This window comes from Micromonospora sp. NPDC048894 (assembly GCF_040649765.1).
Lineage (GTDB): Bacteria > Actinomycetota > Actinomycetes > Mycobacteriales > Micromonosporaceae > Micromonospora > Micromonospora antibiotica.
Genome location: NZ_JBEZFY010000006.1, coordinates 255,459 through 271,721, shown reverse-complemented (window position 1 = coordinate 271,721; position 16,263 = coordinate 255,459). Strand labels below are relative to the sequence as shown.

The window sequence follows — 16,263 nt, the reverse complement described above, 5'->3', positions numbered from 1 at the left end:
CGTCGGCGCACTGCTCGCTCTCGTGCTCGCCTGCGGCTTCCGCGGTCACCGGGCCGACGTCACGGGGCTAGCGGACCAGGACCACCGACGTCGCGCGGGCGAAATCGTCGCCGTCGTCGTCATCGTCGTCGTCCCCGCCACCGCCGAAGCCGCAGGCGAGCACGAGAGCGAGCAGTGCGCCGACGCCGGCCAGGCCGAGCAGTCTCTTGAGCATCGATCCGTCTCCTCGATCGTGGTGACCCATCTCTCGCCCAGGCTAGGCACCGGGCACAACCAGCGCCGGGAGGCCGGACGGGGCTCGCCCGACCCTCCGCATCCGGCTCGGAGTGGACCCGGACCGCTACTCTGGGACGGTTGGAACGGCCCAGCTGAGCCGTTCGTCGGAGAGAACAGGACCAGCAACGGTGCGGGAAAGGACGGCCCGGTCCGTCCGGATCCGCGAATTGCTCATCCCGAGGGGTGGCGACCGAGGCCGTCGGAGGAATACTCTCGGTCGCGGCCCGCGTACTGATGAGGCGCCCGGGGACGGGCGAGTGGAGGTGCTCGCGTGAGCCTGTCGATCGTGAAGTCGGTCCTGCCGGCCGGTGTCATCGAGATCGCCCCTCGTGGCGAGATCGACGTCGACACCGCCTACGAGGTACGTGAGGCGATCGCCGAGGTGCTGGCCAAGGGCCGGCCCGCCCGGATCGAGCTCAACATGCGACTGGTCACCTTCATCGACTCCGTCGGGATCAGCGCGATGGTCGCCGGGTTCCAGACCGCCGAGGTCAGTGGGGTCAAGTTGATCGTCACCGAACCGAGCCGGTTCGTGCACCGGCAGCTCTGGGTCACCGGTCTGCTCGGTCTCTTCGGCGCTCCGGAGCCATACTTCGCCGGTGCCGCCACCCCCGAGGTGCTGCCGGGCGCCTGACCGCACCACCGGCCCCGCCTGAGCCCGCTGGCCTGGGACGTTGCCAGTCCGTCCCGGGTGCGGCACGATCGTGCGACCGACGACGGTCAGGAGGCCCGGTGGTCCGGCGGGAGAGCTTCAGCTACACGGTGCAGGCGCGCTGCGCACAGGCGGACGCGGTGGCCTTGCTGAGCGACCTGTCCCGGCAGGAGGAACTGCATCCCCTGATCGTCCGGGTGCGGCGGTTGCCCGCCCGGCCGGGCGCCCTGGCCAGCTATGCGATCACCGATCGGCTGGAGTTGGGGCCGCTGCGGTTTCCCGTCACCTATCAGGCGGATGTCCTGCAGGTCGGCGACGACGAGATCGTGACGGTGGCCCGACAGCAGCCGGGCACCACGGTCCGCAACCACACCCGGCTGCGGACGGAGGGTGACCTGCTGCGGATCGACGTGGAGATCACCCTCGCCGCGCCGGCACCGTTGTTCGGGTACGCCTTCCGGCAGGCCCGCGCCGCTCACCTCGGGCTGGCCAGCCGGCTCGGCGCGGTGCTGGACGGCCGGGCCGGCGACCCGTCTGCCGCCGGCTGACCTGGGGCCGACCTGCGACACCGGGCCCGACCCTGCGGTCGGGCGGTGTTCCGGTGGCCCGTCGGGCGGTCTTCCGGTTGGCTGTCGGCGGTGTTCCGGTGGCCCGTCGTGGACGGGCCACCGGGCCAGCTCAGTACATCGACAGGTGCACGTGGTTGGTGTGGTCGCTGGACGGGTCGCCGTTGCCCCCGCTGTACGCCTTCCAGCCGCTGCTCGGCAGCCAGATCCGCTTGAACCAAATCACGTAGAGCACGCCGAGCCGGTCGGCGTTACGGATGAAGTAGGCGGCGAGGTTGTTGCCGTACGTCCGGTCGCCGCCGCTGGCCACCCCGCCGAAGCCGTTCTTCTGCGCGGCGAAGTCGCACGCGCGGCCCTTGGGGTGTTCACCGGAACCACTGGGGCGGTGGCAGGAGACGTACCGGGTGAAACCGGCCGCCTTGGCCTGCTGGAGGGCGTTGAGGGTACGCGGGGTGATGCAGCCGTTGGCCGGGGTCGGGTCGTTGACGCTGCACGACTCGGACGGCCAGGAACCGTCGGAGTTACGGGGCGCCCCCTTGGCGTTGCTGCTGGACGTGCCCTCCGAACTGCCGGAGTCGTTGGAGGAGGTGGGGGCCGGCTTGTCGGCGGCGGCCACGGCCAGCGCGCGTTCGGCCTGATCCTTCCGCTTGCCCATGGTGGCGACCTGCTTGCGCTGCTCGGTGATCTCCCGACTGACGGCGGCCCGGGTCCGGGCGGCCTGGTCCCGGGTCTCGATCATCTTGCGCAGTTCCTGGTCCTCCCGGGCCGCGACCGTCTCCAACGCCGACGCGCGGTCCATGAAGCCACCGGGGCTGTTGCTGTTGAGCAGGGCGGACATCGGCCCGAGGCGGCCGGTGCGGTAGGCCGCTCCGGCGATCTCGCCGACCTTGCCGGTCTGCGTGACCAGCTGGGCCTCGATGGCCTTGAGCTGGCCGTCCAACTCCTGCTGACGTCGGGTGGAGCGCTCGAGGGCGGTCTTCGCGTCGAGCCACCCCTTGCTGGCCGCGTCGAGCTGGTCGCGTAGGGCCGGGGTGCCGCCCTCCTCGTCGTCGCCGGGGGCGGCGAGGAGGGTGGTGGGCGCGGCGACGGCCGGGCTGAACGGCGCGGACGACACGCCCAGGGCGAGCGCCGTGACGACTGCGGCCAGTAGTCGCGTGGTGGTGCGTACGTGCATGTGATGTCCTTCCGTCAGCCGCCGACCGGGTTAGCTGACGGGTTCGGGACGGAAGATCCCTACCGCTGACGCGGATGCACCCCAGGAACGTGGTTCCCCGGTTCGCCCTGGTGGGCGATTAGGCGGCGGCCACTGCCGGCGCCGGTGGGCGCCGCCTGGCGGTGGCCGGAGCCGAGCCTACCGGTACGCGTGGGACAGCTGCCTACCTCGTGACTGAGGGTACGAGAGTGAATACTGCCAAAAGGTGTGAACGGCGTAAATTGCCGTTGATCTACAGCGCGATTCCCGGAGAGTGGGCCCGACCACCGGGCACGAGACGGCGGCCGGGGTCGCAGGGCGGCGGCCCGGCCGCAGGGCGGCAGTCGGGGTCACCAGTGGGTCGGGCCGCATGCTCCGGGGGTCGCTCGGGGCTCGATCTGAAGAGTGGCGTGCTCGATGTGGAAGTCCTCCCGCAGGGCACCACGGGCGGCGGCGAGCACGGTGCCGGCCTCGGCGTCGCCGGCCAGGGTGAGGTGGGCCGAGGCGACGTCCATGCCGGAGGTGAGTGTCCAGACGTGCAGGTCGTGCACCTCGGCGACGCCGGGCACGGCGGTCAACCGGTCGTGTACGGCGGTCACCGGGAGATGCTCCGGGGCGGCCTGCACCAGGATGCGCACCGCCGCCCGCCCGAGCCGCCAGGTGCGGGGCAGGATGAACACGCCGATCGCCACGGCGACCACCGGGTCGGCCCACCACCAGCCGGTGCCGGCGATCAGCAGCGCCGCCGCGATCACGCCGAGGGAGCCGAGCAGGTCGCCGACCACCTCCAGGTACGCCCCGCGCAGGTTGATGCTCTCCTTGGCCCCCTCGCGCAGCAGGCCGAACGCGACGAGGTTGGCGAGCAGGCCGAGCACCGCCACCACCAGCATCGGGCCGGCCAGCACCTCGGGTGGCTCGCCGAAGCGGCGGACCGCCTCGATCAGCACGTAGATCGCCACCCCGCTGAGCAGGACGGCGTTGGCCAGCGCGGCGAGCACCTCCAGCCGGTAGAGGCCGAAGGTGCGCTGCGGGTCCTGCGTGGCCCGCCGGGTGGCGGTGATCGCCGCCAGGGCCATCCCGATGCCGAGGACGTCGGTGAACATGTGGCCGGCGTCGGAGAGCAGGGCCAGTGAGCCGGTGCCGAACGCGGCCACCGCCTCGACCACCATGAACACGGCGAGCAGTCCGAAAGCCGCCCAGAGCCGACCGCGGTGCCGGTGTGCGGCGTTACTGACCGTCGCACTGTGGTCATGACCTGCGCCCACGTCCACACCTTCCGTCGCCGCGGCGGACCCGATCCAATCTATGCTCACATCGCTATGTATGCAAGTGACAGCCGGGCCTTCGGCCAGGAGCGACAGCAGGGGCCGTCGACCCAGCACGACAGCGGGGTCGCCGACGACCCAGAAGCGTTCGGTGTGGCCCTCGACCAGGGGCCGGGCCGATCGGGGCCGGTGGCTCAGCCGGTGGGGTCGATGGTGGTGAGGCGCTGGGTGGCCCGGGACAACGCGACGTAGAGCGTCCGTACCCCCGAGCCCGGATCGGCCCGGATCTCCCCGGGGCAGACCAGCACCACCCCGTCGTACTCCATGCCCTTGGCCTGGAGACTCGTCACCACCTGAAGCCGCGCCCCGCCCCGGTCGCCCAACCAGCCGGCGACCTCGTCGCGGCGCGGCACCGGCGTGATCACGCCCACCGTCCCGGCCACCTCGGCCAGCACCGCGTCCACCGCGTCCACCGTCGCCGGGGCCAGCTCCGCCGCCGGCACGTGCAGCGCCACCGGCTCCACCCCGGTGGACCGCACCGCACTCGGCAACTCCAGGTCGGGATAGAGCCGGCGGATCTCCGCCGCCGCCACCGCGAAGATCTCCGCCGAGTTGCGGTAGTTGGTGGAGAGCGTGAACCGGTGCCGCCGCCGCCGGCCCAGCGCCTGGTCCCGGGCCCGGTCCAACTCCTGCTGGTCGCCCGTCCAGGCGGTCTGCGCCGGATCACCCACCACCGTCCAGGAGGCGAGCCGACCACGCCGGCCGACCATCCGCCACTGCATCGGCGAGACGTCCTGCGACTCGTCCACCACCACGTGCGCGTAGTCCCGGTAGTCCTCGGGCCGTTCCCGGGCCGCCGCCCGGGCCGCGCGCTGCCGCTCACCGAACGTGCTCAGCTCCCGCACACCGCCGGCCAGCTGGAACGGGTCCCGGTTCGCCTTTTTTGGCCGCACCGGCCGGCCCAGCAGGGCGTCCAACTCGTCCAGGAGGGCGATGTCGGCCACCGTCAGCCCCTCGACGTCCAACGACCGGTACGCCGCGACGAGCAATCCGACCTCCGCCCGGGAGAGGATGCCGGCCGCGTACCGGTGCAGCCGGTCCGGGCGGGCCAGCCAGCCCAGCACGTGCCGCGGATGCAGCCGGGGCCACCACGCCTTGAGGAACTCCCGGAACTCCGGCCGCTCGATGATCTCGTCCTCGAAGGCACGCTGCTCGGGCAGCCCGCTGACAGCCGACCGACGGGCCTGCGCGTAGAGCGCGGCGAGCACCCCGTCGAAGCCGACCCGGCGCACCTCGTTACGGCGGGCCCCCCGGTGCAACGCCCGGTCCCGGATGCCGTCCAGCTCACGCCGCTCCAACCGCAGCAGCGTCCCCCGGTAGAGCAGCCGCAGCTCCTGCGGGCCGTCCGGCACCGCGTCCCGGGCCGCCCGCTCCAACACCCGACGCATCCGCAGCGAACCCTTCACCGCCGCCACCTCGGGCCCGTCCGTACGGGTCGCCGACATGCCGGGGAACAGCGACCCCAGCGAGTGCAGGGTGGCGGTCTCCTCACCCAACGACGGCAGCACTGAGGCGATGTACTCCACGAAGACCGCCGACGGGCCCACCACCAGGATGCCGCCGCCACCGTACCGGCTGCGGTCGGCATAGAGCAGGTACGCCGCCCGGTGCAGGGCCACCGCCGTCTTCCCGGTGCCCGGCCCACCGGAGACGATGGTGACCCCCGAACCGGGGGAGCGGATCGCCTCGTCCTGCTCCCGCTGGATGGTCGCGATGATGTCCCGCATCCCCCGACCGGTCGCCCGGGACAGGGTCGCCAGCAGCGCCCCGTCACCCACCACCGGCATGTCCGGCGGGGCGGCCTCCGGGTCGAGCAGGTCGTCCTCGATCCGGGTGACCTTCTCGTCCGACGAGCTGATCGTGCGCCGCCGCACCACGCCCAGCGGCTCCGCCGGAGTGGCCCGGTAGAAGGCGGCGGCGGCCGGGGCCCGCCAGTCGACCACCAGCGTCTCGGCGTCGTCACCGCGCACCCCGAGCCGTCCGACGTGCAGCACCTGCCGGTCGCGCAGGTCCAGCCGGCCGAAGACCAGCCCCTCGTGCTCAGCGTCCAACAGGTGCCGCCGCTGGGCGGCGTGGAACACCATGGCGTCCCGCTCCACCAGCGCACCGAAGGTGCCGACCCCGGCCATCCGGTAGCCGTCCCGCTCGGCGCGGGCCGCCGCGCGACGCAGCTCGGCGAGCCGGGCGTACACCCGGTCGAGATGCCGTTGTTCGGCGGCGATCTCCTGTTCCAGGGTGGTCTGGTCGGTCAACGTACCGGCTCCTGTGCGACGGCGACGCCGGGCACGGGTGCATGCCAGGCGGAATGAGGGTACGGGCACCCACCCACCCCGCGTCGGGGCGATACCCGTCCGGCGACCTCCACCACCTCCACGGGGCCTCCGGCCGGTGGTCCTTCCCCGTCCCGGACCGACCGGGGGAGTGGGCGGAGGTGGCCGGGGGCGGGGAACCGCGTGCCGCCCGGCGGTTCAGCCGGTCGGCCCGGTCCTCGCCGGGACGACGGCGGGCCGGCGAGGACCGGGCGGCGGCGCGACGGCCGTGACCTGGTCCGCAGGGTCGCGCCCGGCTCGCCGGCCGGCGGTCAACACCCGGTGCAGCACCCCGGCGAGGGCGGCGTTCACCTCGTCCGGGCGTTCCATCATCAGCATGTGCCCGGCACCCGGGCAGACGGTCAGCTCGGTGGCCGGCAGCGCCGCCGCGATCGACTCCGCGCACGGCGGCGGGGTCAACCGGTCCCGGTCACCGACCAGTGCCGCCGCCGGCAGGTGCGCCAACGCGGCCAGGGTGGCCAGCCGGTGCTGGGCACCGATCGAGGCGCGGAAACCACCGATCGAGCGCAGCGACGCGCGGGCCACCGCCGAGGTGACCAGGCGGATGTCGGAGCCTGAGCACCGGTCACCGAAGAGCATCCACCGGATGCTCGGCGCGAGGGCGCGCAGCAGCGGACGAGGTGGCCGCCACGAGCCGCACCGGGCCAGCACCCCCGCCCCGGTGGTCTCGGCGAGCCGGATCAGCCGGGCGATCCGCGGCGACAGACCGTACACCGTGTGGGTGTGCCCCTCGGCGGTGGTGGAGACGAAGACCAGCCCGGCCGTACGGGCGGCGAAGTGGACCGGATGCCGGTGGGCGTACTCCATCACCGTCATCCCGCCCATCGAGTGCCCGACCAGCACCACCGGCCCGGCCGGGGCCACCTCGTCCAGCACCGCCGCCAGGTCGTCGCCGAGCTGGGCCAGGGTCGCCGTGCGCAGCGCCATGCAGCTGGACCGGCCGTGCCCCCGGGCGTCGTAGGCGACCACCCGCACCCGGTCGCCGAACCGGCTGCGCAGGTCGGCGAGCTGCTTGTGCCAGGCCCGACCGTCCAGCGTCCAGCCGTGCAGCAGGACCACGGTGACCTCGGCATCCGCCGGGCCACTCACCTCGACATGCAGTCGTACCTCGTCGGGTAGCCGCAACTCCCGCTGATCCGGCATCGCCACCTCCCCAGGCCACCGGGACACATTCACCGGTGTGACCCGGCGGTAACACCGGCTACCCGACATCAGACCACGCCAACCGTGGTGGAGAGAAGATTCCCGACCGCCCCGCGCGGGGCCGCCCCGACGGCCAGTCTGGAGACATGCACCGTTCGCCCGCCGGAGCGGCCCGGCCTCCCCGAACGGCCCCCGTGGGCGCTGTCGGGTCGTCTCCAGCGGAACCTGCGGGCGCTGCCGGGCTGTCTCCGGTGGCACGTGCGGGCGTTGTCGGGTCGTCTCCGGTGGCATCCGTGGGTGCCGTCGGGTCGTCGCCTGCGGGACCTGCGGGACCTGCGGGACCTGTGGGGCCTGTGGGGCCTGGCGGGCCGCCCCGGTCCGTCCGTCCGCCCCGGGCGGCGCTGGCAGAGCTGCTCGCCGGCAACCGGCGCTTCGTCAGCGGCCGACCGATCCACGGCCACGACGTCACCGCCGCCGCAGCCGTCGCCTCCGGCGACCAGCAGCCCTACGCGGTGCTGCTCGGCTGCATCGACTCGCGGGTGCCGCTGGAGGCGATCTTCGATCAGACCTTCGGCTCGATCTGCGTGATCCGCACCGGAGGGCACGTGCTGGACCGGGCCGTACGAGGCTCGATCGAGTACGTGGTGGACCAGCTCGGGGTGACGCTGGTGATGGTGCTCGGACACGAGCGGTGCGGGGCGGTCGCCTCGACCGTGCAGAGCCTGCGCACGGGGCAGCGGCCCGGCGGTGACCTGGGATACCTCGTCGACCGGATCGCCCCGGCGGTGGTCGAGGTGGGCGCGCACCACCCGGCAGTCCATCCCCTGGCGGTCCGTCGGCACGTACGGCGTACGGTGCGGGCGCTGCGCACCGACGACCTGCTGGCCGGCCCGGTCGGCACGGGCGATGTCGACGTCGTCGGTGCCCTGTACGCCCTGGACACCGGCGAGGTCACCCTGCTCGACCCCTGACTCCCGTCCCCGCGCTACCCCACCCCGCCGCCGTGCTGCTCCGCCCCGCCGCCGTGCTGTCCCGCTCTGCTGCCCGGGAGGCAGCATGCTGCGCATGATCGCATGCTGTCCGGGGACCGCGTGCTGCCCCAGGGGCCGCATGCTGCGCCCATGATCGCAGCGCGATCATGGGCGCAGCGCGATCGTCACGGCGGGATGAGGATGATCCCGCCGTGACGGTGAGGGGACGAGAAAGAGGAACCGCCCGCCGGGGTGACCCGACGGGCGGTTCCAGATGTGCTCGGTGAGGGCTCAGCCCTCGAAGACGCCGGCCTCGACGAGACGCTTCTCGGTCTTGTCCCAGCCGTGGTCCGGGTGGGTGGCGGCGAGGTTGTTGATCTCGGCGCGGATCTTGGCGGCGTGGCCGGCGGTGGCCAGCGTCCGGATCTCCTCGACGAAGGCGTCGGAGTCGGTACGCAGGTGCGCGGTCTTGCCGTTGGTCAGGTTCCGCACGTAGGCGTGCTTGCCGCCGTTGAGCGGGATGAGGTACTTGAACTCGCCCAGCACGCTGAGGGCGCCACCCTGGCCAGCCTGGCCGGCCCGGACTGACGCGCGCGCGGTCTTAGAGGTGTTGCCTGCCACGGAGATGCTCCTTGCAAGACGTACGGGAGGACGGGGATCGTCCGGGGGCTGTAGCGGGTGACGCCCGGTCGGATCGTCGAACGCCCAGGTGGGTCATCGAACGCCCGGTTGGATCGTCGGCCCGCGAAGTGGTGCGACGGCGCAGAACCGCCCAGAGAAATATACACGACCACGGTGCCTGGCAGCTCACCGTGCCGTCGGAGAGCACAACCGGGTCACCGGTCCGGGTATTTCCCGCCGGCGAATTTTCCGATTCCCTGGCGCACCATCCGTCACAGGAGTCATCATGTGTGGCAACAGCCACTCGGGTGGTCGAGGTCGTAGGGGAAGACGCACCTCGCTCTCCGGGAGGTCACCGTGCCAACGCGTGGCGTCGTATACGTCCACTCGACCCCGCTCGCCGTGTGCTCACACGTCGAGTGGGCGATCGCGCGCGTCCTTGCCGCGCCGGTCAACCTGCACTGGACGGCCCAGCCCGTCGATCCCGGCGCCCGCCGGGCCGAGTGCGGATGGACCGGCCGGCCGGGGACGGGTGCCGAGCTGGCTGCTGCCCTCAGGCAGTGGCCCATGATCCGTTTCGAGGTGACCGAGGAACCCAGCACCGGCGCGGACGGCGAGCGTTTCATGCACGTGCCCGGCCGGGGCCTGTTCCGGGCCGCGGTGGGCGCGGCCGGCGACATCCAGCTCGGCGAGGACCGGCTGCGCAGCATCATGGCGTCGGTACGCCCGGAGGCGTTGGCGCACGCCCTGGACAAGGCGATGGGCACGGCCTGGGACGCGGAGCTGGAGCCCTACCGGTACGCCGGGGACGGTGCGCCGGTGACCCTGCTCACCCGGGTTGGCTGACCGCAGCGGCGCCTGAAGTGGGTGAGTCTGCTCACCCGGACCGGCCGTCCGACGGCCAGGAGAGCGGGTCAGCCGGACACCCGGTCGGGGACAGGCATCCTCCACCCATCGCCTGACCTGGTCGGGTTGCCGCTGATCTCCGGCGCGGGTTGGATGGGCCGGGTGCCGAACTCCTCGCGACGTGCCGGCGTCGCTGTCGCCGCCCTGACCGCGCTGCTCGCCTCCGGATGCGCGGGGGAGGGGCAGGCTCCCGCGCCGGCCCTGTCCGGGGCCGCCCCGACAGCCAGCCCGACCGTCGCGGCACCCACCGCCGACGACCCGGCCGGTCGGGCCGCCGCGCTGGCCGGCACGCTCGCCGACGAGGACCTGGTCGGCCAGGTGCTGATGCCCTACGCGTACGGCAGTTCGGCGACGACGGTGACGCCCGGATCGGCCACCGGCAACCAGGCCCTCGCCGGGGTCGACACCCCGGCCGAGATGATCGCGAAGTACCGGCTCGGCGGGCTGATCCTGGTCGGGTTCAGCGCCGACGATCCCACCTCCGGCAACCAGTCCACCACCAACGTCGACAACCCGGCCCAGGTGAAGAAGCTGACCGCCGGGCTGCGCCAGGCCGCCGGGAAGCTGGCCGCCGGCCCGGCCCCGTTCCTGGTCGGCACCGACCAGGAGTACGGGGTGGTCACCCGGATCACCGACGGGGTGACCACGCTGCCCAGCGCGCTCGCCGCCGGGGCGGCCGACGATCCGGCCCGGACCGAGGCCGCCTGGAAGGCCGCCGGCACCGAACTGGCCGCGATGGGGGTGAACCTGGACTTCGCCCCGGTCGCCGACGTCCTGGCCACCCGCAGCACGGTGATCGGCTCGCGGTCCTTCGGCGCCGACCCGAAGCGGGCCGCCGGGCAGGTCGCGGGCGCGGTCCAGGGGTTGCAGAGCGCCGGGGTGGCGGCCAGCGTCAAGCACTTCCCCGGGCACGGGCTCAGCGCCGCCGACTCGCACCAGGAGGTCCCGGTGGTGGCGCAGCCCCGGGCCGAGTTGGACGCCACCGCCTTCCCGCCGTTCCGGGCCGGCATCGACGCCGGGGCGATGGCGGTGATGTCGGCGCACCTCGACGTCACCGCCGTGGACCCGGGCACCCCGGCCACCTTCTCCCGCAAGCTGCTCACCGACGTGCTGCGCGGCGAGCTGGGTTTCCAGGGCGTGGTGATCACCGACGGGATGAACATGCCGCCGGCGAAGCGCTACCCGCCGGGCGAGGCGGCGGTGAAGGCCCTGCTCGCCGGCAACGACCTGATCCTGATGACCCCGAACGTCGGCCAGGCGTACGACGGGCTGCTGGCCGCGCTGCGCGACGGCACGCTGCCCCGGGACCGGCTGGTGGCGGCGGTCACCCGGGTGTTGACCATGAAGTTCCGGCTGGCCGACCGACCGACGCCGGCGATGTCCACGCTCGACAGCGCCCCGCACCGGGCCGCCGCCACCGCGTTGGCCGCCGCGGCGGTCACCCAGCTACGCGGGAAGTGCGGCGTGGCGGTGTCCGGCCCGGTCACCGTCACCACCTCCGACGGGCGGGACAAGACCCGGGCGGCGCTCACCGAGGCGTTGACCGATGCGGGCGTGCGGGTGGTGCCCAAGGGCGGCACGCGGGTGCACCTGGTCGGCTACGGCGACGGCCCGAAGGATCTCGCCGCCGACGCGGCGGTCACCGTGGCGATGGACACCCCGTACGTGCTGGAGAAGGCGGCCTCGCCGACGCTGCTGGCGACCTATTCGTCCAGCCGGGCCTCGATGACCGCGCTCGCCGGGGTGCTGGCCGGCAAGGCGAAGCCGACCGGGCGTTCCCCGGTGCCGCTGACCGGGCTGCCCACCACCACCTGCACCGGCTGACCCCGACTGCGCCCGCTGTCTGCTTGCCCCCGCTGTCCGCTCTGGCGAGGGGTGGGCGGTCCGGGTGCCCGGCCCGCCCCCGAGGGAGCTGGGCCGCGCGGCGTCCGACGCCGACGTGGCCGGTCGCCGACGGAGGTCGACGACCGGCCACGGCCGGTGCGGTGGTGGATCAGTTCAGCGGGACCTGCTGGGCCACTGCCGCGCCACCGGACTCGAAGGCGGCCAGCAGCGACGTCGGGGTGCCCCCGCTGGTCGGGACCGTCACGGTGACCCGGTCACCGGCGGCCAGCCGTACCGTGTGCTCGCCCTGGGCCGTGTCGCCGTCCCAGGCGTACAGGTAGGCGGTTCCGGCCCGGTCGGCACGCAGGGTGACCTGCACGCCGTCGGTGACCCGGTGGGCCGAGGTCAGCCGCAGCGCCGAGTTCTTCAGCCTCGGCACGGCGGCCGGGGCGACCCCGTCCACGGCCGACTGGGCGATGGTCTGCGGGCTGTGCACGCTGCGCGCCGAGGTGTCCGGGAACACCGGCGTGCTGGGCTGCCGGGCCGCCGGCTGGTAGCCGGGCAGGGTGGTCAGACCGTAGCGGTACGGGTCGGCCCGGACGCCGGTGAAGGTGGACCAGCCCAGCCGGGACTGCGAGCTGAGGTCCTGGGTGTCCGAGTCGTAGACCAGCACGTTGAAGCCCATCCGGGCCGGGTCCACGGCGTCCGGCAGCACCGCGAACGGGATCATCGTCTCGATGGTGTACCCGGTGTACGGGGAGCTGACCTTGCTGACCACGGTCATCCCGGGTGCGGTGGTCGCCCCCGGGCCCTGCCGGTTGTCGGCGTCGCGCTGCCAGCACGGCGGGTCGCCGTTGGCCGGATCGTCGGTGATCGGGAAGATGCCGGCCTTGAACACGGTGGAGGTGTCCGTCGAGTTCCCCTTCGGGTCGACGATGATCTCCACACTGTCGGTGCGGCGCTGCCGCTTGCAGTCCTGCGGGACGACCTTCTTGCCCAGCACGTCGTCGGTGACCTGGACGATCACCTTCAGCCCGTCGGCGGTCCAGGCGATCCGGCCGGTCGCCGAGGCGTCCTGCGGGGTCGTGGCCTGCCCCTCCCAGATGCGGGAGAAGTCCAGCTCCGGGCCGGGGTACTCGCCGGGCGAGGCGACCCCGTCGACGGTGCCGGCCCCGGCGGCCGGGACCTCGGTGGTCGGGACGATCTCCAGTGCGCCGGTCTCCACGGTGCTGCCGGCGGCGCTGGTGGTGGTGATGGTGATGCCGTAGTCGCCGTCCGTGCCGCCCTCGTTGGCGGTCGGCAGGGTGGCGTCGGTGTTGGTGACGGTGAAGGTGACCGCCCCGGTCGCGCCGGGGGCCAGCGCGGGGTAGCTCTTGGTGGCCGCGTCGGCGGTGAAGCCGGCCGGCAGGCCGAGGGTGACGGTGCCGCTGCGGCTGACCCGGCCGTGGTTGCGCAGGTCGATACGGACCGTGCGCTGCTGACCGGAGCCGATGGTGAGCACCGGCTTGATCAGGGTGTCCAGCTGCGGGTATCCGCCCTCACCGGCCCAGGTGCGGAACGTGCCCACCTCGGGCAGCGGCTCCAGGGTGCCCCGGACGTCGGCGACCACCCGGACGGCCCGGTCGGTGCGCCCGGCACCCTGACGGGTGGTCAGGGTGGCCCCGATGAGCTGCTGCTGGAAGGTGGCGGCGTCGGCCGCAACGGTGACGGTGAACTTCCGGGTCCGCTCCTTGCCCGACGGCACGTCACTGTTGAGCACGCCGGAGCCCTTGACCTTCCAGCCGGCCGGCAGCCGCAGGTCGATCCGGGGCTTGACCAGGGCACGGTTGTGCGGGGCGCGCAGGTGCGCGGTGACCTCGACGGTCGCGCCGGGGGCCAGGTCGAACCGGTCGGTGGTGAGGTACAGCTCGGTGCCCTTGGGCAGGCCACCGGTCACCGGCGGCAGCACCGAGCCGCGCAGGATCGCCTCCGGGGAGGTGTCCGCCGGGTCGTACGGGACGCGGCTGTCGATCAGGGTGTAAAAGTCACACCGGATCTTGGTCGGGTCGGTGGGGGCGGCGGCGGTGCCGGCCCAGCCCTGGGTGACGTACTCCCGGCGGGCGTCGACCTCGATCTCGGCCCAGGTCTTCCCGCTGGCGCTCGCGGTGCCCTCCCAGACGCCGAAGACCTGGTCGGTGGGGACGGTGGGGGTGAAGCTGGTCGCGCACTGCGGCCCGGCGGCGGAGCTGCCGGTGCCGCCGCTGCGCAGGAACTTCGCGGCCCGGAACGGGGTGAGGCCCTCGGCGCTGAGCTGCTCGGGGAAGGCGTTCGGGTCGGCGGCGGCGGCGAACGCCTCGGCGGCGAACCGGGCGGCCTGCTGGTGGTTGCCGTGGTTGCCCGGGGTCGGCGACGGGTTCATCGTCATGATGATCTCGGGCCGGGTGGTCCGGATGACCCGGACGATCTGACCCAGGGTGTCGTCGTGGCCCCAGATCTGCTCGGACAGCGGGGCGGACGCGGTGTACCAGAAGTCGACCCGGTCGAGGTTGTAGAGGTTCTCCACGCCGGCCTTGCCGATCGCGGTGCGCTCCTCGCGTTCACGGATGATGCCCAGCGGTGGCCCCTCTTCCAGGCCGACGGCGTTACCGCCGCCCTCACCGCGGGTGATGGTGACGACGCCGGCCTTGGCGCCGTACTTCTCCTTCCACTGGCCGAGGGTGGCGAGGCTGCCGGCCTCGTCGTCGGGGTGGGCGCTGACGAAGAGCACGTCGAGGTCGACGGCCTTGGCGGGGCGGACGTCGGCCGGGGCGGCGACGGCGGTGGCGGGCGCCCCGGCCACGGCCAGGGCGAGTGCGGTGGGTAGCAGGAAACCCTTGATGCGCATGCAGATCCTTCCGGAACCACGATGTCCGGGCAGCGACGGTCCTCGTCGGACGCGGGGCGTCCGACGAGCGGTCGTCGGTGGACGGTGAGGCGGCGGGAACGGGAACGGTGGGCGTCGTTGGACGCGGTGCACCGGGTACGGCAGCGGTACGGGTTCCGTACACACTGGAAGGCCTTCGCCCGGTGACGCTAGGGACCAGCGTGGCGGCACGTCAATGTTCTGGAAGGTATTTCTTTCTTTGCAGAAGAAATAAAGTACGCCCTGTCCGGGATGTCCGGTGATATTCCGCCACGGCCGGCCCGTCCCGGGCGTCGGCCCCGGCGCGGATGTCGTCGCTGCTCCGGTGCTGTCTGCGCGCTGGTCGAGACGGACTTGTTACTTGACTCTTTAATTCGTTCGCCGTAGGAAGGAAGTGTGACAGACGTGGTGACGCCACCAACGAGCCCGGTGAGCCGGGAGCGGTCGAAGGAGATCAAGCGGCTTTCCGTGATCTCCACCGCCCGCCAGGTCCGGCTGCTCTCCCGGGCCGAGCTGACCGAGCTGACCGGCCTGAGCCCCGCGACGCTCACCCCGCTCGTGCGTGACCTGATCGCCGAGGGCTACCTGATCGAACGCGGGCCGGGCACCTCCCGGGCCGGCCGCCCCCGGGCGATGCTGGAGTTCAACCCGCGCGCCGAGCTGGTCGCCGCCGTCTCGCTGGAACCGTCCCGGATCAGCTGCGAGATCGCCGACAGCGACGGCGCGGTCGTCGCCCACCGCGCGATCCGGCTGACCGGCGACATCGTCGACACCATCTGCCGCTCGGTGCCCGAGCTGGCCGGGGACGGCCTGCCGGCGCTGCGCGGGGTGGCCATCGCCGCGCCCGGCGTCATCTCCGGCGGCGCGGTCCGACTCGCCCCCTCGGTCGGCCTGATCGAGGGCCGACCGATAGGGGAGTCGGTCCAGCGAACGCTGGGCGTGCCGGTGGTGGTGGACAACGACGTCAACCTGATGGCGGCCGGCGAACACGCCGCCGGGGCCGGCACCGACGTCGCCGACCTGCTGCTGCTGCACGTCGCCGACGGCATCGGCGCGGGCCTGGTGCTCGACGGCCAGGTCCGGCGGGGGGCCCGGGGCGCGGCCGGCGAGGTCGGTTTCCTGCCGCTGGACCCGGCCGGCCGGGGACACGACGGGATCGGCCCGTTCGAGGCCCGCTGGTCGGAGAACGCGATCGCCGAACGGGTCGTCGCACTGGCCCCGGGCCGCCGCCCCGACTCGCCGGTACGCGCGCTGGTCGCCCTGGCCGTCACCGATCCGCGCGCCGCCGGCTACCTCGACGAACTGCTGCACGCCTGGTCCCGGCTGATCGTCTCCTGCGTCTGCGTCATCGACCCGGGGCGGGTGCTGCTCAGCGGTGCCGCCGCCGACCTCGACGACGCCGCCGTCGGCCGGCTCCAGGACCTGGTCACCGCCGCCGCACCCAGCACCACCGAGGTGCGCCGGGCCGTGCTCGGCGACCGGGCCGTGCTGCACGGCGCGGTCAGCTACGCCCTCTCCGCCGCCGCAGCCGGGTTGCCCACCCTGTTGCCGGCCCCCTGACCTGCCCCGCCTCACT

The 16,263-nt window shown here is 73.2% G+C and carries 12 protein-coding genes, 1 pseudogene and 1 riboswitch; of the genes and pseudogenes, 6 read left to right on the top strand and 7 right to left on the bottom strand.

Translation table 11 applies throughout. From position 1 onward, the window contains the following. Nucleotides 1–67: 67 nt before the first annotated feature. Entirely contained in the window at nucleotides 68–214 is a 147-nt protein-coding gene (locus AB0C22_RS15780; RefSeq protein WP_208568905.1) for a hypothetical protein, read from the bottom strand. Between the two features lie 333 nt (nucleotides 215–547). On the opposite strand from AB0C22_RS15780, the gene AB0C22_RS15775 reads away from it, so the two are divergent. Beyond that, nucleotides 548–910 carry an STAS domain-containing protein gene (locus tag AB0C22_RS15775; protein ID WP_067309377.1) on the top strand — a complete coding sequence of 121 codons (363 nt, stop codon included), beginning with the start codon at nucleotides 548–550 and terminating at the stop codon, nucleotides 908–910. Nucleotides 911–1,008: 98 nt separating this feature from the next. Next, nucleotides 1,009–1,476, top strand: coding sequence for an SRPBCC family protein (locus AB0C22_RS15770; RefSeq protein WP_219464141.1), 468 nt, complete (start codon nucleotides 1,009–1,011; stop codon nucleotides 1,474–1,476). A gap of 130 nt (nucleotides 1,477–1,606) precedes the next feature. Here AB0C22_RS15770 and AB0C22_RS15765 read toward each other — a convergent pair whose 3' ends face one another. The 4 genes and pseudogenes from AB0C22_RS15765 to AB0C22_RS15750 form a co-directional block, all read right to left on the bottom strand. Beyond that, nucleotides 1,607–2,668 (bottom strand): hypothetical protein, encoded by a 1,062-nt coding sequence (locus AB0C22_RS15765; protein ID WP_357535534.1) that lies wholly within the window; start codon nucleotides 2,666–2,668, stop codon nucleotides 1,607–1,609. Nucleotides 2,669–2,671: 3 nt separating this feature from the next. Then, nucleotides 2,672–2,803: riboswitch (cyclic di-AMP (ydaO/yuaA leader) on the bottom strand. A 233-nt stretch (nucleotides 2,804–3,036) separates the two neighbouring features. After that, on the bottom strand, nucleotides 3,037–3,951 hold the full coding sequence (locus AB0C22_RS15760) for a cation diffusion facilitator family transporter (RefSeq protein WP_219464137.1): 915 nt from the start codon (nucleotides 3,949–3,951) through the stop codon (nucleotides 3,037–3,039). A 194-nt stretch (nucleotides 3,952–4,145) separates the two neighbouring features. Further along, on the bottom strand, nucleotides 4,146–6,263 hold the full coding sequence (locus tag AB0C22_RS15755) for an AAA family ATPase (RefSeq protein ID WP_357535532.1): 2,118 nt from the start codon (nucleotides 6,261–6,263) through the stop codon (nucleotides 4,146–4,148). 330 nt (nucleotides 6,264–6,593) lie between these two features. After that, nucleotides 6,594–7,484: pseudogene (locus AB0C22_RS15750) on the bottom strand (alpha/beta hydrolase); the annotation flags it as partial. Nucleotides 7,485–7,837: 353 nt separating this feature from the next. Here AB0C22_RS15750 and AB0C22_RS15745 point away from each other — a divergent pair. After that, the gene (locus tag AB0C22_RS15745) at nucleotides 7,838–8,455 is read left to right on the top strand and encodes a carbonic anhydrase (RefSeq protein WP_357535530.1); all 618 of its coding nucleotides are present in this window, start codon (nucleotides 7,838–7,840) and stop codon (nucleotides 8,453–8,455) included. Between the two features lie 291 nt (nucleotides 8,456–8,746). On the opposite strand, the gene AB0C22_RS15740 is transcribed toward AB0C22_RS15745, so the two are convergent. Next, nucleotides 8,747–9,076 carry a hypothetical protein gene (locus AB0C22_RS15740; RefSeq protein WP_208568913.1) on the bottom strand — a complete coding sequence of 110 codons (330 nt, stop codon included), beginning with the start codon at nucleotides 9,074–9,076 and terminating at the stop codon, nucleotides 8,747–8,749. Nucleotides 9,077–9,433: 357 nt separating this feature from the next. Between AB0C22_RS15740 and AB0C22_RS15735 the strand changes: the two genes are divergently transcribed. Continuing rightward, a complete protein-coding gene (locus AB0C22_RS15735; protein ID WP_088647746.1) occupies nucleotides 9,434–9,922 on the top strand; it encodes a DUF3145 domain-containing protein in 489 nt (162 codons plus the stop codon). Nucleotides 9,923–10,075: 153 nt separating this feature from the next. Then, nucleotides 10,076–11,806 (top strand): glycoside hydrolase family 3 N-terminal domain-containing protein, encoded by a 1,731-nt coding sequence (locus AB0C22_RS15730; RefSeq protein ID WP_357535759.1) that lies wholly within the window; start codon nucleotides 10,076–10,078, stop codon nucleotides 11,804–11,806. Nucleotides 11,807–11,975: 169 nt separating this feature from the next. Here AB0C22_RS15730 and AB0C22_RS15725 read toward each other — a convergent pair whose 3' ends face one another. Continuing rightward, on the bottom strand, nucleotides 11,976–14,669 hold the full coding sequence (locus AB0C22_RS15725; RefSeq protein WP_357535527.1) for a sugar-binding protein: 2,694 nt from the start codon (nucleotides 14,667–14,669) through the stop codon (nucleotides 11,976–11,978). A 414-nt stretch (nucleotides 14,670–15,083) separates the two neighbouring features. Between AB0C22_RS15725 and AB0C22_RS15720 the strand changes: the two genes are divergently transcribed. Beyond that, nucleotides 15,084–16,247 (top strand): ROK family protein, encoded by a 1,164-nt coding sequence (locus tag AB0C22_RS15720; protein ID WP_219464134.1) that lies wholly within the window; start codon nucleotides 15,084–15,086, stop codon nucleotides 16,245–16,247. Nucleotides 16,248–16,263 lie beyond the last annotated feature (16 nt).